This window comes from Rhodococcus sp. GXMU-t2271 (assembly GCF_041414735.1).
Lineage (GTDB): Bacteria > Actinomycetota > Actinomycetes > Mycobacteriales > Mycobacteriaceae > Rhodococcus > Rhodococcus indonesiensis.
Map to the genome: position 1 here is coordinate 1 of NZ_JAUIZP010000036.1, position 21,475 is coordinate 21,475.

Below are 21,475 nucleotides of genomic sequence, written 5' to 3' on the forward strand. Positions count from 1 at the left end.
GATGCCGTGCGCGACCTCGATGGTGGGGATCCCGGCCCGGTCGAGGCCGCGGGCGATGTCGGCGACATTGCCGGGGGTGAACCGGTGCGAGACCGACGACATGCCTTCGCGCAGGGTGGTATCGACGAGGGTGACCTTGCGGCGCCCGCCGGCGGTCCGGGTGGTGTCGGTGGTGCTCACTGGGCTGCTCCCTGGACGAGGCTGCGCTGCGCCAGGACGTCGGCGACCTGCACGGCGGCGGCGGTGATGATGTCGAGGTTTCCGGCGTAGGTCGGCAGGAAGTCGCCGGCGCCCACGACCTCGAGCATGACCGTGACCAGGTCGCCGTCCACGTCGACGAGCCGCAGGGTGTAGCCGGGGACGTACTGCTGCACCCTGGCGACCATGTCGATCACGGCGCGCTCGATCGCGTCCGGGTCGGGGTTGCGGACCTTGGCGTAGACGGTGTCGCGCATGTTCATCGGCGGCTCGGCCGGGTTGATCACCGAAATGGCCTTGGCGCGGTCCGCACCGGCGACCTGCGCGAGCGCTCGGCCGGTCTTCTCGCTGAACTCGCTGAGGTTCTGGCGGGTGCCCGGGCCGGCGCTGTGCGAGGCGATCGCGGCGACGATCTCCCCGTAGTAGGCGTCCGCGGCCTGGTTGATCGCGTACAGGATCGGGATCGTGGCCTGACCGGCACAGCTGACCATGTTCACGTTCGGTGCGTCGAGGTGCTCGGTGAGATTGACCGCGGGCACGACGTACGGGCCCACCGACGCGGGCGTCAGGTCGATCGCCCGGATCCCGGCCTCGGCGTACCGGGGTGCGGCCGCGGCGTGCACCCTCGCCGAGGTGGCCTCGAACACCACGTCCGGCAGCTCGGGCCGGGCCAGGAGCCACTCGAGCCCCTCCGCGGACGCCTCGAGGCCCTCCCGCCGGGCCCGCTCGAGGCCTTCGCTGGCCGGATCGATGCCGACCATGTACACCGGCTCGACATGCTCGGACCGCAACAGCTTGTACATCAGGTCCGTCCCGATGTTCCCGGATCCGACGATCGCGGCTTTCAATCGACTCATTGTGTGCCTCTCGCTCATATCTGCCTGTGCCGACAGAACCTCGTACATGAAAAGGCGCTGGGTATCTGCAGGCGGTCTGCGCCTCAAATCGCGCTCACACTCCACCGAAGTCCTTTCGAGGAAACCACTGATCCGCAGCGGTGGGTCCCGCGGTCGGGATAGTCGGACAGCATCCCGTTGGCGGACCATCCCGATCCGGATTGGTCGGCGATCGGGCCGAGACAGACTGGTCACGGCCGTGGCGACGGTACTCGCCGACCGAATGTCGCCCCCGGTGGCCGGTGCGCCTGGAAGCAAAACGATGTGCGCCTGAAGCCATGGCACGGCGGCACCACGGCTCGTAGTGTCGTAGGCCACAGGCAGTTCACACCGCGACAGCGGTTACCGCCGGTTCCAAGGACCCGGACGCATCCCGCCTGAATCCCGTATCCACCACACACGTCGCCGGTGAACACGGCCCCAGCGGCGCGATAAAGGAGAACGACATGAGTGACCCTCGGTTCGAGATTTCCCATCTCGCCCGTGCCGAACTGCTGAGCCCCAAGCCGCAGGAAACGGTGGACTTCTTCACCAAGTTCCTCGGGATGTACATCACCCGCACCGAGGGGCAGTCGGTCTACCTGCGCGCCTACGAAGACCCGTACCAGTGGAGCCTGAAGGTCACCGAATCCGCCCAGGCCGGACTCGGCCACGCGGCACTGCGCACCACCTCTCCCGAGGCCCTCGAACGCCGGGCCGCCTCCCTCAAGGACGCCAACGTCGACGGGAACTGGCGTGAGAGCGACTTCGGATACGGTAAGACCTTTGCCTACCAATCCCCGGATGGGCACAACCTCGAGCTGCTGTGGGAGGTAGAGAAATACCAGGCCCCGCCGGAGCTGCAGTCCAAGATCCTCACCCGCCCGTCGAAGAAGCCGTTGCAGGGCATTCCGGTCAAGCGCATCGACCACCTGAACCTGCTCGCCAGTGATGTCAGCGCGGTGAAGAACTCCTTCGAGCGGCATCTGGGGTTCCGGACGACCGAGCGCGTCGTCGACGGCGACACCGAGATCGGCGCATGGATGAGTTCGAACATCCTCGGCCACGAGGTGGCCTGCCTGCGCGACGCCCAGGGTGAACGGGGCAAGATGCACCACCTCGCCTTCTACTACGGCACCGGCCAGCACAACATCGATGCGGTGGAGATGTTCCGCGACTACGACATTCGGATCGAATCCGGCCCCGACAAGCACGGCATCACCCAGGCGCAGTTCCTCTATGTCTTCGAGCCCGGCGGCAATCGCATCGAACTGTTCGGCGAGGTCGGGTACCTGCACCTCGATCCCGACGGCGAGACCAAGACCTGGCAGATGTCCGACATCGACACCGGCCTGGCGATCGGCGGCGCGAAACTTCCGTGGGAGACGTACTTCACCTACGGCACTCCAAGCCCGCTTTCGCTCGACCAGCACATCGAAAAGTACGCCCACTTCGGTCCCGGCGGCCCCGGCCCCGATGCGGCGGCAGCTGCGCAGGCGGCCCCGGACGAGATCGGCCAGTCTCGCGCCGTCGCCGGCGCACCGGTGTCCTGATACCCATGTGGGTGTGACCGGAACCCCGGTCACACCCACATGATTCCACGACAAACGCGACGGACCACGTGGTCCGTCGCGTTTTCTCGTGCGTACGCGTCGCCTCTTGCTCGTGCGTAAGCGCTGGCTGTGCCCAATGTCGCGAACGCGGCTCGCCCCAGCGGCCGTGCGCCTGAATGCCAAAGAATGTGCGCCTGACGCCATGGCACACCCACAAGACGGCTCGTAGTGTTGTGGATCACAGGCACAAGTCGTGAATGACCTTCGCGACAGGCTCGACGCCGAAACCGAGCACGACGAGCCCCTTGCCGACTTACACACCTGACCTTCTGGAAGGCCTCTTCATGAATGACGTTCAAGTGCAGTCCAACCTGCGCGTCGCCGAGGTGGACGGTTTCGAGATCGCCGTCGATGTGTACCGACCCGACATCGACAACCCGCCGGCAGTGATCTACCTCCACGGGGGCGGGTGGCAGCTCGGCGACAAGAAGGACGGAGCCGACGAACGTCTGGCACGGCTGGCCTCGTACGGAATCGCTGTGGTGTCCGCGAACTACCGTCTCGCGCCGCAGGGGTCGTATCCGAACCCGATTCACGACGTCAAGGCGGTCGTGCGGTGGCTGCGCGCACACGGTGCCGAGCTCGGGGTCTCCACCGGCCGGATCGGGGTGTGGGGCGCATCGGCAGGGGCGTACCTGGCCACCATGGTCGGACTGACCCCCGGAGACGAAGAACTCGAAGGAACCGTCGGCGACAACCTCGATCAGTCCAGCCGCGTCGACGCCGTCGTCCACTGGTTCGGCCCCTCGGACCTGGCCGCCAACGCCGGTCGAAGCTGGATCGAAAGCCATCTGCTCCCCCCGCCGTTCGAGACTGCCCTACTCGGTGAAGACGAGGTGTCGTCGCCGTCGGACACGTCGTGGAACGCCAGCCCGCTCAGCCGCGTGACCTCTCTGGCGCCGCCGTTTCTGATTGCGCACGGTGACCGCGACCGGATCACGTTGTCCTCCCAGAGCCACGCGCTGCACGACGCGCTGGTCAGCACCGGCGCCCGGTCCACCCTCCTCGTGCTCGGCGGAGCGGGCCACGAAGGTCCCGAGTTCGATCAGCCCGATCACCTGGGCATCACGGCAGCCTTCCTCTCCGCCCATCTTCGCGGCTGACTACCCAGAAATCGCTTTTCGACAACATTCAAGGAGAAAACAATGACGCAGGACGCAGCGATCGAGCAGCAGCAACCGCCAGCCGGTATTCCGAGTTTCGATGACGATCTCCATGTCGATGCGGTGCTCGTCGATCCGTTCCCGACTTACGCAAAGTTGCGGGATGCCGGTCCGGTGGTTTGGCTCGAGAAGTACGGGTACTACGCTTGCGCCCGCTACGACGAAGTGTCCGCGGTGCTCTCGGACTGGGAGACCTTCACCTCCCGGGAGGGCGTGGGGTTCAACCAGTTCTTCAACGCCATCACCGAAACCAGCCTGCAAACCGAGGGCGATCACCACGACGAAATCCGTCAGGTCGAAGGATGTCCCATCAAAAAGGGCCCCCTCGAAGAACTCAAGCCGCGCTTGCAGACCTTCGCCGAGAATCTGGTCGACACCCTCAAGGGCAAGGACACCCTCGATGGTGTCGCCGACGTGGCGATGGCGATGCCCCTCGAAATTGTCACCGACCTGGTCGGCGTCGAGGGCGTCACCAAGGAACAGCTGTTCACATGGGGGGTGGCAGGATTCGACAGCATCGGCCCGCTGCACGCCCCGCGCACCCAGCCGGCCTTGGAAACCATGATGGGGTACATGGAGTTCGCCGACGAGAACTTCCCGAGCAATGTGCGTGAAGGTGGTTGGGCGGACCTGCTGTTCAAGAATGGTGCGGCCGCAGGCTGGCCGGAGGACTTCGCCCGCGGGGTGATGAACGACTACATCTACCCAAGTGTGGACAGCACCATCAGCGCGATCGGCATCGGGTTGCTGCTGTTCGCTCAGCACCCGGAGCAGTGGGACCGGTTGCGCGCGGATCGGTCACTGCTGACCAGTGCGATTCCCGAGATCGTGCGGCTGGCTTCTCCGTTGCAGTTCTTCACCCGGGTGGCGACCAAGGACACCGAGATCGCTGGAGTGCCGATTCCCGAAGGCTCTCGTGTGGTGGTGATGTACGGGTCCGCCAACCGGGACGAGCGCAAGTTCGAGAACCCGGATTCGTTCGACATCACCCGGGATCCGGCCGGTCATCTCGGGTGGGGACGCGGCAAGCATGCGTGTTTGGGTAAGCCGCTGGCGCGTCTGGAGATGATCACGTTGTTCAACGTGCTCGCCGACAACGTCGAACGCTTCCATGCCGGCAAATACCGCTTCCAGCCGAACAACATCATCCGCAGCCTCGGTGAGCTGGAACTGTCCATCACCTGGGCGGACGAGAACTAGCAACCGACGTCCCCGACGTCGTCCCTATCGGATAGGGAAGGAAAGAGAAGATGAAGATCCAGATCGAATACGGAATGTGCGACGGGCACGGTGAGTGCGTCATTGCTGCCCCCGAGGTCTTCGACCTCAACGACGAGGGCGACGAGGTGCTCCTGCTGGACGACTCGCCCGCCGAGGAGCTCCGCGGCAAGGTCAACGCCGCGATCAAACTCTGCCCCGTCGCCGCCATCCGCGTCGAGGGTTGAGTCGTGACCAACACAGTGATCGTCGGCGCTGGGCTGGCCGGGCTCCGCGCGGCGCAGCGGCTACGCGAGACCGGCACGTGCGAGCTGATCACCATCGTCGGCGACGAAAAGCACCGACCGTACAATCGTCCGCCCCTGTCGAAGCAGCTGCTCGCCGGAACAATGTCGGCGATGGAATGCGAATTCGACACCGCGGCAGACGACTTCGAATGGATCCTCGGTAACGCCGCGACCGCGCTGGACGTGGACAAGCGTCGGCTGCATCTCACCGACGGCGAGATCGGGTACGACAAACTGATCATCGCCACCGGCCGCGGGGCACGATCGCTGCCGGGGCTGCCGAAGATGGATGGTTTCCACGTGCTCCGCGGCCTCGACGACGCGGTCGCCCTGCACAGCGCGGCGCAGCACGCCAACCGTGTGGTCATCATCGGCGGTGGCTTCATCGGGTGTGAGGTCGCGTCCAGCCTCCGCGTCAACGGCGTGGACTCGGTCACCATCGTCGAGCGGGCCGCAACGTTGATGCCTCTTCTCGGACCGGACATCGGCCGGTTCGCCGAACGCCTGCACAGAGACCACGGCGTCCAGATCCACTGCAACACCTCGGTGACCGAATTCCGCGGCGCCAACCGAGTCGAACAGGTCGAGCTCGACAACGGGAAGGTGCTCGATGCCGACCTGGTGCTGCTGTCCCTCGGCTCGGTTCCCAACACCGGGTGGCTGTCCGGATCGGGTCTCGAACTCGACCAGGGCAGCGTGGTGTGCGACGAATTCTGCCACGCCTCCGGGAACCCGGACATCGTGGCGGTCGGTGACGTCGCATCCTGGACTCACCGGGGCGTCGGCCAACGGGTCCGGATCGAACACTGGTCGAACGCGGCCGACATGGGTGCAGCCGCGGCCGAGAACCTGTTCGCCGGGGTCGGGAATAAGACCCCGTACAGTCCTGTTCCCACGTTCTGGACCGATCAGTACGACGTGCACTTCAAGGCCGCCGGATTCGTCACGATGGCCGACACCTTCGTGCCGGTGGACACCGGGGCCGAGGGGAAGTGGAACTGGGACGGGTTGGGGGAGACCGGCCTGGTGGCCGGGGTCACCGCGAACGACAACAAGGCGTTCCTGAAGTACCGGCGCACGCTTGCCGGCGCGGGCACGAAACCTTCATAAGAGCACTGCACCGGAGTCCGATGAGAATGGGCTCCGGTGCAGTCGCTGTTGAGGTCAGCGCTGGCGGTACTGTCCCGGGCTGACCCCGTAGAGATTGCGGAAGGACCGGCTGAAGTGGGAAATGTCCTTGAAGCCCACCCGGGTCGCGAGTTCCCCGATGGTGATCTCGGTGCTCAGCAAGATCATGCGGGCACGTTCGAGTCGCGCCTGCAAGAGCCATTCGCTCGGCGTACTTCCGGTGCTCTGGAAAATCTTCTGCAGATATCGCATCGAGAGGCCGAGTTCGCCGGCGGCTTCGGTAATGGAGAGATTCCCATCGTGGAGCCGGGTCCTGAGAAGATTCTGCGCCCGATGCAGGTCCGCGGTGTGGGCCTGTTGCGTCGGGCTCACAGCCCCACCGGTATCGGCCAGAGCGGTCACGATCATGTCCAGCGCGGAGGCCGACAGGGCGGCGGCCGGCGCATCAGGCACCGCAGCATCGAGAGCGGCGAGCTGCTGCAAGAACCGGCTGACGACGACGCCCGCCCCCGACGCCGCCGACACCGGTTGCGCCATCACACGGTCGACGTCCCGTTCAGACATCCGCCCCAGAAGCAGGCGACGAGGAACACGAACGACGATCTGCTCGAACCGTTGCGGGAAATCGAACCGAAACGGCTGGCCGGCGTCGATGACCGCAAACGAGCCCTTGTCGAGCCAAATCGAACGTTCATGCTGCTCGATCCGCCCGGGACCCCCGGTCACCGCGCACAGGAAGTAGTCTTCGGAATCGGTGTCCGCGATCATCGCCGGTGTCCGCAGAACTGAATGCGCATGAGCGCGTACAGTGCTCAGGGACAGATCCCCGAACTGCCGAGTGCTCAGTCTCGCCTCGAAACGACCCCTCGGCGACCCCCACTGCGGGTCCATCTCGCAGTAGGTTTCCGCGAGGGTGTCCGTCCACCACTCGCGTCCGCCGGACATCTCCTGACGTACCGGCATGGTGTGCGAGGGCTGCGGGGTGTCCTCATCAGGCGTATCGGCGGCTTGCTCGTCACACGTTGACATCGCAGATCACCTCCTCAGATGAACGCAGTGTTACACGATCAAGGCTACCGTTTACCCCCGAGGGGATTATCCGACGTCACAGGTACCCGCGGGTGTCGGTTGTTCGGATACCCAGGACACGACCAATACCGCGCCGACGTGGCCGGCGCACGGGAGACGCCGTAACCACGTCGGCCCCCGCTCAGCCGGTGATCTCGCGTCCGAAGATCTGCCGGGCCAGCACCCACTTCTGGACCTCGTTCGCGCCCTCGTAGATCTCACCGATCTTGCTGTCCCGGTAGAACGCTTCCACCGGTCCGTCGGTGTCGTCCGCGCCGAGGGACTGGGTGAACCCGAGCCCGCCGAAGGCTTGTACGGCGTCGCGGGCCATGTCCACGGAGATCTCGGTGCCGCGCAATTTGGCCATCGCGGCCTCCGGCTCGGGGAAGGCGACGCCGGAATCCAGGCGCAGTGCTGCCTTGAGATAGAGATCGCGGGCAGATGCGATGGCCGTGGCCCGATCCGCCATCAGGAACTGCCAGTGCTGCTTGCCGGCGAGGGGACCGCCGAAGGCATGTCTGTGGGAGAGGTGGGCAGCGGTGTGGTCGAACGCAGCCTGGGCCATCCCGACTCCGGCCGCGGCTATGCCGATCCGCCCGTAGGTGAGGGTCTGCAAGGCGATCTTGAGCCCCCCGCCCTCCTCGCCGAGCAGGGCGTCGGCGTTCAGATGCACCTGGTCGAGGATGACATCGGCGGTGATCTGTCCCTTGTTGCCCAGCTTACGGTCGGGGGTACCGATGGTGACCCCGGGGGTGTCGGTGGGCACGATAAAGGTGCTCAGCCGGTTGCCGGTGCGTGCCAGCACGACGACGAATGCGGCCACTACGGAGTTCGTGATCCACCGCTTGCGGCCGTTGAGGACCCAGCCGGTACCGGTCGCGGTGGCCTCGGTGGTGACCGCAGCCGGGGACAGGTCACTCGAGGCGCCCGGCTCACTGGTGGCGAACGATCCGACGATCTCACCGGCCACCACCGGGGCGAGCCACCGCCGCCGCTGCGCGTCGGTGCCCTGGTTGACCGCGTTGCCCGCGAGGATGCAGTGCACGTCGAAGATCGCGGCGACGCTGTTGGAGTAGTACGCGAGTTCCTCGACCGCGACGGCGGTTGCGGTGGCGCGGTGGGTCAGGTCGTCGCCACCGACATCGCCGGCGAACGGGATGCGGAACACACCAGCCGCGGCGAGGGAGTCGAAGGCGTCGCGGGGGAAGCCGTCGAGGCGTTCGTCGCCGCGGGCGATGCGGCCGGCGATCGGTGCGATCGTGTCCGCAGCGATCCGGCGCACTTTCCGGCGCACCTGCGCGATCTCGGGCGGAGAGAGCAGGTCGTGGTAGAGCCGGTCGGCGATGCGCGGCGGGTCGTAGGTGTCGATCTCAGTGTCGGCGTCGACGGTATGAACTGTGGTCACGGGGGCTCCCAGCAGAAGGACGGCGGTGTGTCCCTACTGGTCTACGGTTCCCGGCCGCCGCGGACAATGCGGTGTCGGCGATGCTGATCGACGTCCCGCGCACCGATCGGCATTGTCCAGCCACTCCGATCAGCGCACCGCACGCCGTTCGGCGACGGTGACATCCCCGGCCGCCCAGTGCGTCTCCGGCACTTCCCGGATGACGACGCGGATGTTCTCCTTCGGCGCATCGATCGCCCGATGCGCGGCCTCGGTCAACTCGTGGATCAGCGCACGGATCTGCTCCGGGGAGCGGCCCAGGCCGATGGTGACGTCGATGAACGGCATGGGTTTATCCTCCCGCGATGGTGATGGAGCCGAGCGAGGTGAAGTGGGCGGCCACCCGGGCGCCGGGTTCGACCGCGATGGCGTCGGTCATCCCGCCGGTCAACACGGTCCATCCGGCTTCGATGGCGTGACCCCGCTCGGCCAGGGTGTTGACCGCGAATGCCAGCGCCTCGGCCGGATGGCCTTGCACGGCCGCGCCGGTGGCGGTGTCGACGATCTGTCCGTCGACCTCGAGCAGGCACGCCTCCAGAGCGAGGTCGAGATCCTCCGGGCGCCGCAGAAACGGGCCGGTGACATACACCCCCGATGAATTGTTGTCTGCGACAGCATCTTCGAGAGTGAACTTGAATCCGGCGTAGCGGCTGTCGATGATCTCGATCGCACCGACGACCCGGTCGACCGCCGCCAACGCCTCGGCTGCGGTGACGCCGGGGCCGACCAGTCTGCGGCCCATCACGAACGCGATTTCCGGCTCCGCGCGCGGGTGGATGAGCCGGTTGCGGGGCACTGGGTCCCCGGCGGGCAAGGCCATCACATCGGTCAACCAGGCCACCGAGGGGGCGTCGACCCCCATCTGCCGTTGTTTCGCGCGGGAGGTGAGCCCTAACTTGATGCCGGTGACGATCTCGCCGCGGGCCTTGCGGGCGGCGAGTGCGATGTCTTGCGCCTCGTAGGCGACGGGCAAGGTCAGGGCGGGCCACTCGGCGGACAGCGAGGTGCGGGAGGTGGTGGTGGCCTCGGCGTGAAGGAGAATGTCGGCGATGCGGCCGGCGCTCCAGCGCTGCGCGCTCGTCCGCTGGTCGTTGGTCATTGTTCTGCTCGCTCTCCGAGGATGGCGGACACGCTGCCGAGTCCGCTCATGTTCGCCACGATGGAATCGCCCGGCGAGATGGGGAAGGCCTTGGTCATCGATCCGGGCAGCACCACATGACCGGGTTCGAGGATCACGCCGAGGGGGCCGACGGTGTTGGCCAGCCACACCAGCGAGTTCAGCGGGGAGCCGAGCACGGCGCCGCCGGCGCCGGTCGCCACCAGTTCACCGTTGATGTGCAACGTGCAGCCGGTCAGGCGCAGGTCGACATCGCGCAGCAGCACCGGACGGCTGCCGAGCACGACCCCACCGGAGGAGGCGTTGTCGGCGATGGTGTCGAAGATGCCGATCTTCCAGTCTCTGATCCGGGAGTCGACGATCTCGAGGGCCGGGAGCACAAACTCCACGGCACGGACCGCGTCGGCGATCGTGACACCCGGACCGGCAAGTGGACGGCCGAGGACGAACGCGGTCTCCGGCTCGATCCGCGGCTGGATGTAGGTCGCGGCCGGAATCGGGCGATGCTCGAGGTGGAACATGCTCGCCGTCAAGTGGCCGAAGTCGGGCTGGTCGACCCCCATCTGGCGTTGGATCGCGACGGACGCGAGTCCGACCTTGTGTCCCTTGACGGTGTCACCGTCCTTTTCCCACTGCTCGACCTGGGCCTGGGCGATGCGATAGGCGGTCGACAATTCTGCCTGCGCGAACTGGGGAGTCAAGGGGTCGATCGGCGTGCCGCTGCGGTACGCCTCCAGCAGCCGCTGCGCGGCGCCGTGTACCTCGTCGGAAGACATGAAGACCTCGGGCTTTCGTGGGGACGCCCCGCAGCGCTGTCGCAGCTCCGCAGGGATGTGACCTGTTGCACTGAACTCTCACCCTCAGGCAACATGGGCCGTTATGCAAGACGATTGTGCCGATAGACGGCACAGCACCTCCGGACCGACCGCTGCTGGTGACGCCGGCTCCATTACTCGTGCGGTCGCCGTGCTCGACACCCTCGGAGCCGCCGACACCGCTCTCGGCGTCTCGGAAATCGCCCGCCGCTGCGGTCTGCCCAAGTCCAGCGTGCAACGCATGCTCAAGGCGCTGCACGCAGAGAAGCTGCTCGAGCGCGAGGGCACCCGCTACCGGCTCGGGCTCAAACTGTTCGAACTCGGTCAGCACGTGCCCCGTCAACGCGACCTGCGCGAGGCGGCCCGCCCGTTCATGGCGGACCTGCAGGAGGCGACAGGCCACTCCGTCCACTTCGCGGTCCTCGACGGGGACTGCGTGGTGTATCTCGAGGTGTTGCACAGCCCGAACTCCCCGCCCCTACCGACCCGGATGGGTGGTCGGTGGCCCGCACACGGCACCGGCATCGGCAAGGCCATCCTCGCCTTCTCCGACCAGGCCGTTCTCGAGCAAATCCTCGCCACCGGCCTACCGCGCCTGAGTGAGCGAACGATCGTCGAGCCGGGCCGGTTCGCCGCCGAATTGGCCCGGATCCGCGAACGCGGAGTTGCCTACGACCTGGAGGAGTCGCGTGCCGGGGTGGCCTGCGTGGCCAGTCCCGTCTTCGGGCTCGATAGGCAAGTCGTCGCCGGAATCTCGGTGTCCGGGTGGCACACTCGTATCAACCTCGATCATTCGGCGGCCGCCGTACGGACTGCCGCCCTGAGTCTGTCGCGGTACCTGTCGATGCGGTCGGGCTAGGTTTCAGCTCGCCGCTACGACCGTCGGATCGTCGCGCTCGGTCTGCACCACCGCGTCCGCGGAGGTTGTGATCGCCCGCGAGATCGCGGCGCCGGCGGCGATGACGGCGTTCTTGAATTCCTTTTGGGCAGGAACGAACCGGCTGGCCGGCACACTCATGCTCACCGCCGCGACCACCACCCCCATCTCGTCGCGGACGGGGGCGGCCACGCAATGCACCTCGGGGACCGCCTCGCCGGTGTCGAAGGCGTACCCGGCACGCAGCACCGACCGCAACTCCTGCGCCAGGGCCGCCGGATTGGCGATCGTCGACGGTGTCAGTCGCCGCAACGGCCTGTTGGTGATGTTGCGTTCGATCTCGCCGGGATCGCACTGCGCGAGAAGAATTTTTCCCACGGCGCTGCAATGCGGCTCGAGATGTGCACCCACCCGGGCTCCGGCGACGTTGATGACGTGGTTCCCGAGCACCTTGTCGACGTAGAGCACTCGATACCGCTCCATTACGGCCAGGTGAGTGGTCTCGCCGTACTTGTGCGCGAGGTCCTGCAGAATCGGTGAGGCACAGGAGCGGACATCGACGGTGCCCTTGAGTGTCTGGCTCAGTTCCACCACCCGCCAGCCAATGCGATAGCGGCCGCGGTTGCGGCACTGCAGTAATCCCGTCTCGACCAGGGAAGACAACAGCGCATGAGCGCTCGAACGAGGCACGTTGACAGCCGCTGCGACCTCGGACGCTCCCCATTCCGGACGGGACACGGTGAACAAGTCCAGGACAGGACCGATTTTCTGAACCGTTTGGAGAGGCGCCACAACACTTCCTTTCAACTGCGCAACAATCTGGGAGTTCCGCTCTATGCAGTATGTGCGGCATCTCACAAGGGAATCTACTTTCGTGTGCCGTTCATCGGTACACTGCAAGCCGATCATGCAGCGCACCGGACGACCAGGGACTTTCCCTTTCGGGGCGTATCGCATGCCCCGGTGGCGTGCCCCGCCCTTATTCGGTGGCGCTCTGAGGTCAGTTGGAAGCCGGTGTGGGGTGCGAGTACAAGTGCAACGAGCAGGTGTGCGCGTCGGGCATCCAGGTCGAGTCCTACGGCGTGGTGTTCGCCTTTGCCCACGTCGACGAGGCACTTGCCTGGAATTGGCCGTGTCGCATGCTCATGGTGGCGCGCCGACCCTCGCATGCGGCACCAGGATTCGGCGATGCGGAGAATCCTGGTCGGCACACACCTCGCAATTCAGCACCAACCGTGGACTTGACCGATCAGCGGCACGATCGGTTTTGCGCGGGTGGCGCCTAGAATCGGAAGCAATCCGAGGTGGCGTCATGATCAAGTCCGCAGAGCACCGGCCGGCAGAACCGGCTCCCGGGAGTGCCGTGGTGCACCTGCTGCCGTGCCGGACTCGGTCCGAAGACCGGGTGCACGGTGTCCGGTGACGCCGCCGAACGTCCCGCTGATCCGCCTCCGAGGGAGCTCGCGGACGAGTTGAGCGCGGCCGGTTTCGTCGAGCCGCGGGTGGCAGGGCAGGGAGGTTTCGGCATCGTCTACCGCTGTCGTCAGCCCGCCCTCGACCGGGTGGTCGCGGTCAAGGTGATGAGCCCCAGCCCGGACGAGACCGACCGGGTGCGGTTTCTGCGCGAGCAGCAGGCGATGGGCCGGCTGTCGGGGCATCCAAACATCGTGCACGTGCTCGAGGCCGGCGTCACCCGTACCGGGCGTCCCTACATCGTGATGCCGTTCCACCGCCGGGACTCCCTCGAGGCCTGGATCGACCGGCGCGGGGCCCGCACGGTCGCCGAGGTTCTCGACATCGGCATCAAGATGGCCGGGGCGCTCGAGACGGCGCATCGGGCGGGTGTCCTGCACCGCGACGTCAAACCGGCGAACATCCTGATCTCCGAGTACGGCGAACCGCAACTGACCGATTTCGGGATCGCCCGGCTGTCGGATCGGCAGGACACCACGCAGGGCTTGGTGGTGGGCTCGCCCGCCTACACCGCGCCGGAACTGATGCACGGGCAGTCTCCGTCCGTCGCCTCGGACGTCTACGGACTCGGCGCCACCTTGTTCACCGCGCTGGCCGGCCGGCCTGCCTACGCGCGCCGCCGCGGGGAGGAACTGGTGGCGCAGCTGCTGCGGATCAGCACCGAACCGATTCCGGATCTGCGTGAGCGGGATGTTCCGGAGGGGGTGTGTGCGGTGATCGAACAGGCGATGGCCCGGGAGCCCGCCGACCGCTTCGGCACGGCGGCGGAGGTGGGGGAGGCGCTGCGCCGCGCCGGGACCGAGCTCGGTTACCTCGTTGCCGACCTGCCGTTGCCGCTGGCCTGGGACGAGGAGAGCCCGCCGCAGCCGGAAGGTCGCGAAGCCCCCGCGACCGCGGCGTACCTGCGCCTCGACCCCTCGGCCGGTGCGTCCGTGCCCGCCCGTCCGCCCGCCGTGGCGACCAAGTACCGCCCCCCGGTCGCGGCTCACGCGATGGTGCAGCGCACCCGGTTGCTCGACCGGCTCGGTACCGCCACCCGGGCACGGCTGATCTTGATCCACGGTCCGGCCGGATACGGCAAGACCACCGTGGCCACCCAGTACGTGCGGATGCTCGAGCACGACGGCGGCAAGACCGCTTGGTTGTCGATCGACGAAGACGACAACACCCCCGCGTGGTTTCTCGCGCATCTCGTCGATGCGGTCACGGTGACCCTGCCCCGGCTGGGCAGAGAGCTGACCCGTGTCCTGGAGGGACACGGGGAGGGTGCCGAGCGGTTCGTGCTGACCACCCTCGTCAACCGGACACACGCGGGCGGGCAGCACATCGCGGTGGTACTCGACGACTGGCACCGGGTGACCAACCCCGCCAGCCGGGGCATCGCCCGGTTCCTGCTCGAGCAAGGGTGCCACCACCTACAGCTGGTCGTCACCAGCCGGGCCCGACAGGGCCTGCCGCTGAGCGGACTGCGCGTGCACAACGAGTTGATCGAGATCGACGCCGCCGCGCTGCGCTTCGATGTCGACGAGTCTCGCGAGCTGCTCACCGGTACCACCGGATTGACCCTGGAGGACAAGGACGTTGCCGATCTCGAGGAGACAACCGACGGGTGGGCGGCGGCGCTTCAGCTGGCCTCGCTGGCCATACGCGAACACCGTGACCCCCGGACGGTCATCCGCCAGCTGTCGGGCCGCCATCGCGCCCTCGGCGAGTACCTCGCCGAAAACGTCCTCGACAGCCTCGAACCGGACCTGCTCGACTTCCTGCTGGCCACCGCGGTCAGCGAACGCACGTGCGCAGCCCTGGCCACCGCACTGACCGGCCGCCGGGACGCCCAGGCCGTCCTCGAGGACGTCGAAGACCGGGACCTGTTCCTCACCCGGCTCGACGAGGAAGGACAGTGGTTCCGCTACCACCACCTGTTCACCGACTATCTACGCCGCCGGCTCGAACGAGGCGACCCGGAACGCCTGCACGAGCTGCACCGGACCGCGGCCCGATGGTTCGCCGATCAACGCCTGTCGAGTGCGGCGGTCGATCATTTCCACGCCGCCGGCGACGACGACGCGGCGATCGACATGGTGGAGCGGGAAGCGATCCCACTGCTCGAGCAATCCCGCATGAACACTCTGCTCGGGTTGGAGACCAAGCTGCCGACGACCGCCTGCGCGATGCGGCCACGCCTGCAGCTGGCGGTGGCCTGGGCACACGCACTGCTGCACCACCGCACTGCGGCCAACGACGCCCTCAGCCGCCTCGAGGCAGTGCTGCCGACCCTGCCCGGCGACGAAGAGGCCGACGCCCGAGCCGAGGCCGCTCTCATCCGAGCCACCATCACCGTCCTCGACGACCGTCTCGACCACCTCGACGAGGCACTCGAGGCGTGCATCGCCCGCGCCGACAGACTCCGCCCGTGGATTCTGTGCGGTGTCGCCGATGTGGCCTCGTTCCGTGAGCTCCAGCGGTTCGACTTCGACGAGGCCCGGCGCTGGCAGCAATGGGCACGCCCGCATCACCGCCGCGCCTCCGGGCCGTTCAGTGTCATCTACGGCTATTGCCTCGATGCAGTGGCCGCACGGGAACAACTCGATCTCGACGGCGCCGAGACGAGCCTGCGCCACGCCATGCATCTGGCCACCGCTTCCGACGAAGACAATTCCTACAGCTCCCGGCTCACCGGTGCCCTCCTCGGGGAATTGCTGTACGAACAGGGAAACCTCGCCGAGGCCGAAGGCCTGCTCGACGAGAGCTACAGTCTCGGCGCCGAAGGCGGAACCGTCGAGTTCATGCTCGCCACGTACGTCATCGGCGCACGCCTGAAGTATCGCCTGGGGCAGCACGAGCAGGCCGCCGAGCGGCTGGCCGAAGGGGAACGGCTGGCGCTGTCACTGCAGCTGCCCCGCCTGGCGGTGTACATCACCAACGAGCGCATCCGGACGGGCATCGGGATATCGCAGGTCTTCCCCGACGCCTTCCCTCCCGGGCTTCCGAGCGACGTTCCCGACGGGATCGCGCAGGTCACGGCGGAGGCTAGGGAAGAGGCGGCAATCCGGCTGCTGCTCGCCGCCGGCTCCGACAGCGACCGAGCACACGCGTGCCGGCGCGCCCGAATCCTCACCGAGTCGGTCAGCGCCACCGACCGGCCCCGAGCGTCCCTCTATGCCCGCCTGTTGCTGACCGAGTGCCTTGTCACGGTCGGTTCACTCTCGGAAGCGGAACGAGTGTTGCTGCCCGTCCTCGAGCAGTGTGCACGGTGGGGTCTGGTTCAGCCGGTGCTCGATACCGGACCCGCTGTGCGAGAGCTTGCTCGGCGGGTCGGTTCGGAACGGCTCGGCCGCGGCACCGGCCCCGTCCTCGCCCACTTCCTCGATCGGCTGCACACAGCACCACAGCCGTCCGCAACACCGGAGAACACGTGAGTCCTTCCGCCAGGGGAACTCGGAATCGAGCGCATCGTGACACCACGATTGCCGTCCGACGGCGCGTTCGGACTAGCCGATCTCGTAGAACGGAGGGGCGTAGCGGAAGACGCCGCGCAGCTGCGGCCGATGGGCGGTGAGCGCGCGGGCCTGCAGGTGCGACGCCCATTCGGGCACATCGGGTTCGACACCGAGCTGGGCGGCTCGGACGAACCCGAAACGCGGGTAGTAGTCCAGGTGCCCGAGCAGCACCACGAGCGGTTCGTCGAGGGCGTCCGCCGCGCCGAGCACCGCGTGCATCAGGGCACCGCCCACTCCGGAGCGCTGCAACTCCGGCAGCACCCCGATCGGCCCGAGGGCCAGCGCCGGCTCGCCGTCGATCGTGCCGCGGGTGACGCACACGTGCCCGACGACCGTGCCCTCGGCGTCCGTGGCGACCAGTGACAGCCGGGGCAGCCACGCCGGGCCGGCGCGCAGCGCCTCGACGAGACCGGGTTCCACCGGTTTCGCGCCCGTGGGGGTGAGCGCCGCGAACGCGGCGCGGTGCACGTCGGCGATCGCGGGGACGTCGGCGGGGAGTTCTCGTCGGACGATCACGACAGCAGTGTGGACACCGGCGCCGCCCCGGGCAACCGGATATCGCTGTGGAAAGCTGACGGGCATGCCGGAGACCACCCTCACCCGTGCCCGGGTCGCCGCGATCGTCGACCACACCCTGCTCAAGCCCGAGGCGTCGGGCGCCGACGTGCGTGCGCTCGTCGACGAGGCCCGCGAGCTCGGCGTCTGGTCGGTGTGCGTGTCGCCGTCGATGCTGCCGCTGCGGACGGACGGACTCGTCGTCGCCACCGTCGCGGGGTTCCCGTCGGGCAAGCATCATTCGCTGATCAAGGGCGCCGAGGCCAGACTCGCCGTGGATCAGGGGGCCGCCGAGATCGACATGGTCATCGATGTCGGCGCGGCCGTCGCCGGCGACTACAACGCGGTGCTTGCCGACATCCTCACCGTGCGCGAGGCGATCGGGTTCGACCCCGTCCTCAAGGTCATCATCGAGTCGGCCGTGCTGTCGGACGAGGCGATCGTGGAGGTGTGCCGGTGCGCCGAGCGGGCGGGCGCGAACTTCGTCAAGACGTCCACCGGGTTCCATCCCGCCGGGGGCGCCTCGGTGCACGCGGTGCGGTTGATGGCCGAGACCGTGGGCGGTCGGCTCGGCGTCAAGGCCAGCGGCGGCATCCGCACGGCCGAGGCGGCGCTGGCCATGATCGAGGCCGGCGCCACCCGGCTCGGTCTGTCCGGAACCCGCGCGGTACTCGACGACCTGCCCGAGTGAGCGGGCCGCGGCCTCAGCAGTCGAGCTGGTTCTGCGACTGCTGACCGGCCGGCGGCTCCGGCATCGTGTAGGTGCCGCCCTCGAGCGTCACCTCGATGCCGGAGTCGGTGACCGACACGGACGTCGCCTGCATGTCCAGCGGGTACTGCTGCAAGCTCTCGGTGAGGATCTGGACGATGCCGTCGACCAGCGCTGTCGGCAACCCGATGCCGAACAGCGACGCGTCCACCGTCTCGATCGCGATCGTCCCGTTCCGGGCCGCCGGCCGCACGGTCAGTTCCGCCAGCCCGGCGCCGCCCACGGTGAAGCGGAGGGTGCCCGCGTTCGCGTCCGGGGTGACGTCGGTGATCAGCGAGCCGAGCGGCAGCGTCTGCACGGTCGCGAGAATGCCCGACGACGGCCACACGACCTCCGCGCTCGAGCTGCCGATCGTCCCGGCGCCGGCGGCGGTCTCCCGTAGGTCCACGTCGCGGACCACGGCGTGTACCTGCATCTCCTGGGCAGGGCCGAACGCCGTGTCGTCGCTGTCGAGCGTGACGGACGAGACCTGCTTGTCCACGAGCGAGAGCAGCACCGGTTTCCATCCCAGGTCCACGTCGACGTTCGTGCCGAGTTCGCTCTCGAACGACTGCGCGAGGCAATTGGTGGCGCGGTTGCGGGCGTACACCTCGGCACCCACGAGTACCGCGACCAGCACGACGGCGAGGACGATGCCGATGGTGGCGAAGGGGACACGCTTCCGGTTCGTCATGAGATCGGATTGTCCCGAAGAACTCTGAGGAAGGTCTGTGAAGATGCGCAGCCGGGACGAGAAAGTGTGAGGTGGGACACAGTTGTTCGGGTACTGTGGCGGCATGACGGGCTGGACGGAACCTGAACACGACGCCTCCGGCCGGGTGGATCCGGACGAGGCCCTGCGACACACCGCGCTCGCGCAGGCGGGCTTCTTCACCACGCGACAGGCCGTTGCCCACGGCATCGCCACCATCGACTTCGTCGGCCGGATCGCGGCCGGGCACTGGATCCGGATCCAGACGGATCTGTTCCGGCTCGGCGACAGCCCGCACACGAAGTTCGACGAGTTCGCGCAGTGGTGCGCCTGGTACGAGGGCGCGGCAGTGGTCTCCCACCAGAGCGCGGCCGACCTGCACGGTATGGGCCACCTGCAACCCCGATTCCTGCATCTGTCGACGGCCGATCAGCGGACGGTGCCGAGCAACCGGCTCGCCCTGCACCACCGGCAGCTGCGCGAGCAGGACTGTGAGCAGGTCGGATGCTTCCGCATCACGACCCCCGCGCGGACCGCCGTCGACCTGGCGGCGGGCGGAGTTTCACAGGAGGTGCTCGACGAACTCGTCGGCGACGCGATCGCCATTGGACGGGTGACCTCGGCGCAGCTGCACGCCGCGGTCGTCGATCAGCCCGCGGCGGTCGCGGACCGCATCGAGCTGGCGCTGCTCGCCGCCGGCTGAGTCGTCGCGGGGGCGACGAAGTCCCATGGGACGGTCAGCACACAGTCCCGCAGTCGACGGCGTTGCGGTGCCGCCGGCACCCCTTGGTCACGCAACAGTTCCAGCGTCGCGCGCCAGCGCATTCGCGGTCCGAACGCCGCGTGCGGCGCCGCCGCCGCCCAGGCGCGATCCGCCGCCTGCAGCAGCTCGTGGATCCGTTCCCCGGGCACGTTGCGGTGGATCAGCGCCTTCGGTAGACGCTCGGCCAGGTCCGACGGTGTGACCGAATGAAACGGGCTCCACGCCAGGGTGAGCGTGCGCGGTCCGTGCTCGTCGAGCAGCACCCAGGCGCACCGCCGACCCAGTTCGTCGCACGTGCCGTCGAGCAGCAGCCCGCCCGGTGCGAGCCCGGCGCGCAGCCGAGCCCACGCCGGCGCCACCGCCTCCTCGGGGTACTGACGCAGCACGTTGAACGCGCGGATCAGCACCGGCCGGAGCCCGGCCAGCTCGAAGCCCCCGCGGGCGAACTCCACGCCGTCACGGCCCGGCACCACCCGCTCGGGATCGATCTCGAGACCCACCACCCGCAGCCTGCGACACACCGTGCGCAGCCGCGCTGCCAGTTCGAGGGTGGTCACCGGCATCGCGCCGTAACCGAGGTCGACGACGAGCGCATCGTCCCGCGAGTGCAGAACGCGGGCGACGTCGGGATGGTGCATCAGCCAGCGGTCGCTGCGGCGCAGGCGATTGATGCCCGTGGTGCCGCGGGTGACGACACCTTCCGGGCGCGGGACGCGCACGGGGGAACTATCCGAACCGGCGCGCGAGCCAGTCGGCGGTGATCTCCGCCTCGGTGCGGAACAGGTCGACGAGGTTGACGAGCATGAGCTGTTCGAGTTTGCCGCCGATGAACGGCAGGAAGACCTTGGCCTCCGACGTGGTGCGCAGGGTGCTGCCCCCGTCGGAGGCGAACAGTTCCATCGTGCCGGTGAGGCTGCCGGGCCCCGCGGGGACCGAGGCCTGGTAGCTGCCGGTGATCGTGTCGCCGAGGGGTGTGTAGGTCTCCTTGCGGGTGATGACCATGTCCTTCTTCATCACCGTCCGGGCGATCTCGGGCAGTTCCGTGCGTGGCAGGACGTGGTGCAGGACCAGGTCGATACCGTCGTCCGACACTTCGAACTCCGCGAGATGGTTCTCGGAGTACTTGCGCATCTCCACGATGCGCGCCTCCCAGTGCGTGCGGTCCGAGAGCGCCTCGTACACCTGCTCCGGGCTGTACGGATAGCGGGCGGAGTAATCGATTCGCCGTGCCATGACAGCTGAGGTTACCGGTTCGTTACCGAACGACGGAAATCGTCACGGCTCCGCAACGGCACGTCGGTGCGGTGCGGACAGCCGCCGGTGCGGCTCGGGACTGCCGTCAGTGAGGTGCGGACTGCCGCCGGTGGGGTTCGGACAGCCGCCGGTGTGGTTCGGACAGCCGTCAGTGGGGTTCGGACAACCACTGCTCGGTGAAGGTGCGCTCGATGTCGAACAGCTCGACGATCTGCTCGACGATGATGCCCTCGATCTTGCCGCCGAGAAAAGGGATCCGCACCTCGGCGGTGCCGTCGATCTCCACGATGGTGCCCGAGCCGTCCGGAGCCATCGTGGACGTGCCGTCCACCTTGCCCGGCAGCCCGTCCACGTGCGCGGAGAAGCGGCCCGTCGCGCGGTCCCCGGTGAGCGGCTGCCACGACTCGTGCCGATGGATGACCAGGTCGCCGGGATGGAAGTTGGTGACGAAGCTCGGCAGGTGCTCCGCCGGGATCGACTGGGTCATGTGCAGGTCGATCGTCCCGTCACCGGTGCGCACGTCCTCGAGCGTCGCGCCCGGGCCGCCGATCTCCGCCAGGCGGGTCCGCCAGTAGTTCTCGTCGACGAGCGCCGCGTGCACCGTGGCGACGGGGGACGCGTAGTGCGAGTAATGGTCGATGCGGCTGCCCATGGTCGGCACGCTACC

At 67.7% G+C, this 21,475-nt stretch carries 21 protein-coding genes and 1 pseudogene; 9 read left to right on the plus strand and 13 right to left on the minus strand.

Going from position 1 to position 21,475, the window contains the following annotated elements; genetic code table 11:
- Positions 1 to 180 (minus strand): annotated as a pseudogene (locus QYS60_RS13860) (4-hydroxy-2-oxovalerate aldolase); the annotation flags it as partial.
- A complete protein-coding gene (locus QYS60_RS13865) occupies positions 177 to 1,055 on the minus strand; it encodes an acetaldehyde dehydrogenase (acetylating) (RefSeq protein WP_289377805.1) in 879 nt (292 codons plus the stop codon). The pseudogene QYS60_RS13860 and the gene QYS60_RS13865, both read right to left, overlap by 4 nt.
- 485 nt (positions 1,056 to 1,540) lie before the next feature.
- Between QYS60_RS13865 and QYS60_RS13870 the strand changes: the two genes are divergently transcribed.
- The 5 genes from QYS60_RS13870 to QYS60_RS13890 all read left to right on the plus strand — a co-directional run bounded on the left by QYS60_RS13870 (position 1,541) and on the right by QYS60_RS13890 (position 6,464).
- A complete protein-coding gene (locus QYS60_RS13870; protein WP_289377806.1) occupies positions 1,541 to 2,626 on the plus strand; it encodes a VOC family protein in 1,086 nt (361 codons plus the stop codon).
- Positions 2,627 to 2,970: 344 nt separating this feature from the next.
- A complete protein-coding gene (locus QYS60_RS13875) occupies positions 2,971 to 3,789 on the plus strand; it encodes an alpha/beta hydrolase (protein WP_289377808.1) in 819 nt (272 codons plus the stop codon).
- 42 nt (positions 3,790 to 3,831) lie between these two features.
- Positions 3,832 to 5,049 carry a cytochrome P450 gene (locus tag QYS60_RS13880; protein WP_289377809.1) on the plus strand — a complete coding sequence of 406 codons (1,218 nt, stop codon included), beginning with the start codon at positions 3,832 to 3,834 and terminating at the stop codon, positions 5,047 to 5,049.
- 50 nt (positions 5,050 to 5,099) lie between these two features.
- Complete coding sequence (locus QYS60_RS13885; protein ID WP_289377810.1) at positions 5,100 to 5,294, plus strand: ferredoxin; 195 nt, start codon at positions 5,100 to 5,102, stop codon at positions 5,292 to 5,294.
- Positions 5,295 to 5,297: 3 nt separating this feature from the next.
- Positions 5,298 to 6,464 (plus strand): NAD(P)/FAD-dependent oxidoreductase, encoded by a 1,167-nt coding sequence (locus QYS60_RS13890; protein WP_289377811.1) that lies wholly within the window; start codon positions 5,298 to 5,300, stop codon positions 6,462 to 6,464.
- A 54-nt stretch (positions 6,465 to 6,518) separates the two neighbouring features.
- On the opposite strand, the gene QYS60_RS13895 is transcribed toward QYS60_RS13890, so the two are convergent.
- The 5 genes from QYS60_RS13895 to QYS60_RS13915 form a co-directional block, all read right to left on the minus strand.
- Positions 6,519 to 7,511 (minus strand): AraC family transcriptional regulator, encoded by a 993-nt coding sequence (locus QYS60_RS13895; RefSeq protein WP_328517601.1) that lies wholly within the window; start codon positions 7,509 to 7,511, stop codon positions 6,519 to 6,521.
- Positions 7,512 to 7,692: 181 nt separating this feature from the next.
- A complete protein-coding gene (locus QYS60_RS13900; RefSeq protein WP_289377812.1) occupies positions 7,693 to 8,955 on the minus strand; it encodes an acyl-CoA dehydrogenase family protein in 1,263 nt (420 codons plus the stop codon).
- A 129-nt stretch (positions 8,956 to 9,084) separates the two neighbouring features.
- A complete protein-coding gene (locus tag QYS60_RS13905; protein WP_289377813.1) occupies positions 9,085 to 9,282 on the minus strand; it encodes a tautomerase family protein in 198 nt (65 codons plus the stop codon).
- 4 nt (positions 9,283 to 9,286) lie between these two features.
- On the minus strand, positions 9,287 to 10,093 hold the full coding sequence (locus QYS60_RS13910) for a 2-keto-4-pentenoate hydratase (RefSeq protein WP_371383440.1): 807 nt from the start codon (positions 10,091 to 10,093) through the stop codon (positions 9,287 to 9,289).
- On the minus strand, positions 10,090 to 10,887 hold the full coding sequence (locus QYS60_RS13915; protein WP_289377816.1) for a 2-keto-4-pentenoate hydratase: 798 nt from the start codon (positions 10,885 to 10,887) through the stop codon (positions 10,090 to 10,092). The genes QYS60_RS13910 and QYS60_RS13915 overlap by 4 nt, the downstream gene beginning before the upstream one ends.
- 103 nt (positions 10,888 to 10,990) lie before the next feature.
- On the opposite strand from QYS60_RS13915, the gene QYS60_RS13920 reads away from it, so the two are divergent.
- Entirely contained in the window at positions 10,991 to 11,785 is a 795-nt protein-coding gene (locus QYS60_RS13920; protein ID WP_371383441.1) for an IclR family transcriptional regulator, read from the plus strand.
- 3 nt (positions 11,786 to 11,788) lie between these two features.
- On the opposite strand, the gene QYS60_RS13925 is transcribed toward QYS60_RS13920, so the two are convergent.
- A complete protein-coding gene (locus QYS60_RS13925) occupies positions 11,789 to 12,595 on the minus strand; it encodes an IclR family transcriptional regulator (RefSeq protein WP_371383442.1) in 807 nt (268 codons plus the stop codon).
- 680 nt (positions 12,596 to 13,275) lie between these two features.
- Here QYS60_RS13925 and QYS60_RS13930 point away from each other — a divergent pair.
- On the plus strand, positions 13,276 to 16,695 hold the full coding sequence (locus QYS60_RS13930; protein ID WP_289377818.1) for a serine/threonine-protein kinase: 3,420 nt from the start codon (positions 13,276 to 13,278) through the stop codon (positions 16,693 to 16,695).
- Between the two features lie 72 nt (positions 16,696 to 16,767).
- Here the strand turns inward: QYS60_RS13930 and QYS60_RS13935 are convergent, their stop codons facing one another.
- Positions 16,768 to 17,292 (minus strand): GNAT family N-acetyltransferase, encoded by a 525-nt coding sequence (locus QYS60_RS13935; protein WP_371383443.1) that lies wholly within the window; start codon positions 17,290 to 17,292, stop codon positions 16,768 to 16,770.
- Positions 17,293 to 17,356: 64 nt separating this feature from the next.
- On the opposite strand from QYS60_RS13935, the gene deoC reads away from it, so the two are divergent.
- Positions 17,357 to 18,022: a deoxyribose-phosphate aldolase gene (deoC, locus tag QYS60_RS13940; RefSeq protein WP_003937514.1), complete on the plus strand. Its 666-nt coding sequence runs from the start codon at positions 17,357 to 17,359 to the stop codon at positions 18,020 to 18,022.
- A gap of 13 nt (positions 18,023 to 18,035) precedes the next feature.
- Here the strand turns inward: deoC and QYS60_RS13945 are convergent, their stop codons facing one another.
- Positions 18,036 to 18,773 (minus strand): DUF2993 domain-containing protein, encoded by a 738-nt coding sequence (locus QYS60_RS13945; protein WP_371383444.1) that lies wholly within the window; start codon positions 18,771 to 18,773, stop codon positions 18,036 to 18,038.
- 103 nt (positions 18,774 to 18,876) lie between these two features.
- Between QYS60_RS13945 and QYS60_RS13950 the strand changes: the two genes are divergently transcribed.
- Positions 18,877 to 19,494 (plus strand): hypothetical protein, encoded by a 618-nt coding sequence (locus QYS60_RS13950; RefSeq protein ID WP_054374879.1) that lies wholly within the window; start codon positions 18,877 to 18,879, stop codon positions 19,492 to 19,494.
- Here QYS60_RS13950 and QYS60_RS13955 read toward each other — a convergent pair.
- From QYS60_RS13955 to QYS60_RS13965, 3 genes are all read right to left on the minus strand, one after another.
- Positions 19,440 to 20,273 (minus strand): class I SAM-dependent methyltransferase, encoded by an 834-nt coding sequence (locus QYS60_RS13955; RefSeq protein WP_371383445.1) that lies wholly within the window; start codon positions 20,271 to 20,273, stop codon positions 19,440 to 19,442. The genes QYS60_RS13950 and QYS60_RS13955 overlap by 55 nt on opposite strands.
- 7 nt (positions 20,274 to 20,280) lie before the next feature.
- Positions 20,281 to 20,787: a DUF2505 domain-containing protein gene (locus QYS60_RS13960; protein ID WP_003937518.1), complete on the minus strand. Its 507-nt coding sequence runs from the start codon at positions 20,785 to 20,787 to the stop codon at positions 20,281 to 20,283.
- Between the two features lie 169 nt (positions 20,788 to 20,956).
- On the minus strand, positions 20,957 to 21,460 hold the full coding sequence (locus QYS60_RS13965) for a DUF2505 domain-containing protein (RefSeq protein WP_371383446.1): 504 nt from the start codon (positions 21,458 to 21,460) through the stop codon (positions 20,957 to 20,959).
- Between the last annotated feature and the right edge of the window lie 15 nt (positions 21,461 to 21,475).

Coding starts and splice junctions, on each gene's coding strand:
- QYS60_RS13865 (WP_289377805.1), bottom strand. CDS start 1,055: ATGAGTCGATTGAAAGCCGCGATCGTCGGATCCGGGAACATCGGGACG.
- deoC (WP_003937514.1), top strand. CDS start 17,357: ATGCCGGAGACCACCCTCACCCGTGCCCGGGTCGCCGCGATCGTCGAC.
- QYS60_RS13875 (WP_289377808.1), top strand. CDS start 2,971: ATGAATGACGTTCAAGTGCAGTCCAACCTGCGCGTCGCCGAGGTGGAC.
- QYS60_RS13950 (WP_054374879.1), top strand. CDS start 18,877: ATGACGGGCTGGACGGAACCTGAACACGACGCCTCCGGCCGGGTGGAT.
- QYS60_RS13915 (WP_289377816.1), bottom strand. CDS start 10,887: ATGTCTTCCGACGAGGTACACGGCGCCGCGCAGCGGCTGCTGGAGGCG.
- QYS60_RS13880 (WP_289377809.1), top strand. CDS start 3,832: ATGACGCAGGACGCAGCGATCGAGCAGCAGCAACCGCCAGCCGGTATT.
- QYS60_RS13910 (WP_371383440.1), bottom strand. CDS start 10,093: ATGACCAACGACCAGCGGACGAGCGCGCAGCGCTGGAGCGCCGGCCGC.
- QYS60_RS13905 (WP_289377813.1), bottom strand. CDS start 9,282: ATGCCGTTCATCGACGTCACCATCGGCCTGGGCCGCTCCCCGGAGCAG.
- QYS60_RS13920 (WP_371383441.1), top strand. CDS start 10,991: ATGCAAGACGATTGTGCCGATAGACGGCACAGCACCTCCGGACCGACC.
- QYS60_RS13870 (WP_289377806.1), top strand. CDS start 1,541: ATGAGTGACCCTCGGTTCGAGATTTCCCATCTCGCCCGTGCCGAACTG.
- QYS60_RS13885 (WP_289377810.1), top strand. CDS start 5,100: ATGAAGATCCAGATCGAATACGGAATGTGCGACGGGCACGGTGAGTGC.
- QYS60_RS13960 (WP_003937518.1), bottom strand. CDS start 20,787: ATGGCACGGCGAATCGATTACTCCGCCCGCTATCCGTACAGCCCGGAG.
- QYS60_RS13945 (WP_371383444.1), bottom strand. CDS start 18,773: ATGACGAACCGGAAGCGTGTCCCCTTCGCCACCATCGGCATCGTCCTC.
- QYS60_RS13895 (WP_328517601.1), bottom strand. CDS start 7,511: ATGTCAACGTGTGACGAGCAAGCCGCCGATACGCCTGATGAGGACACC.
- QYS60_RS13965 (WP_371383446.1), bottom strand. CDS start 21,460: ATGGGCAGCCGCATCGACCATTACTCGCACTACGCGTCCCCCGTCGCC.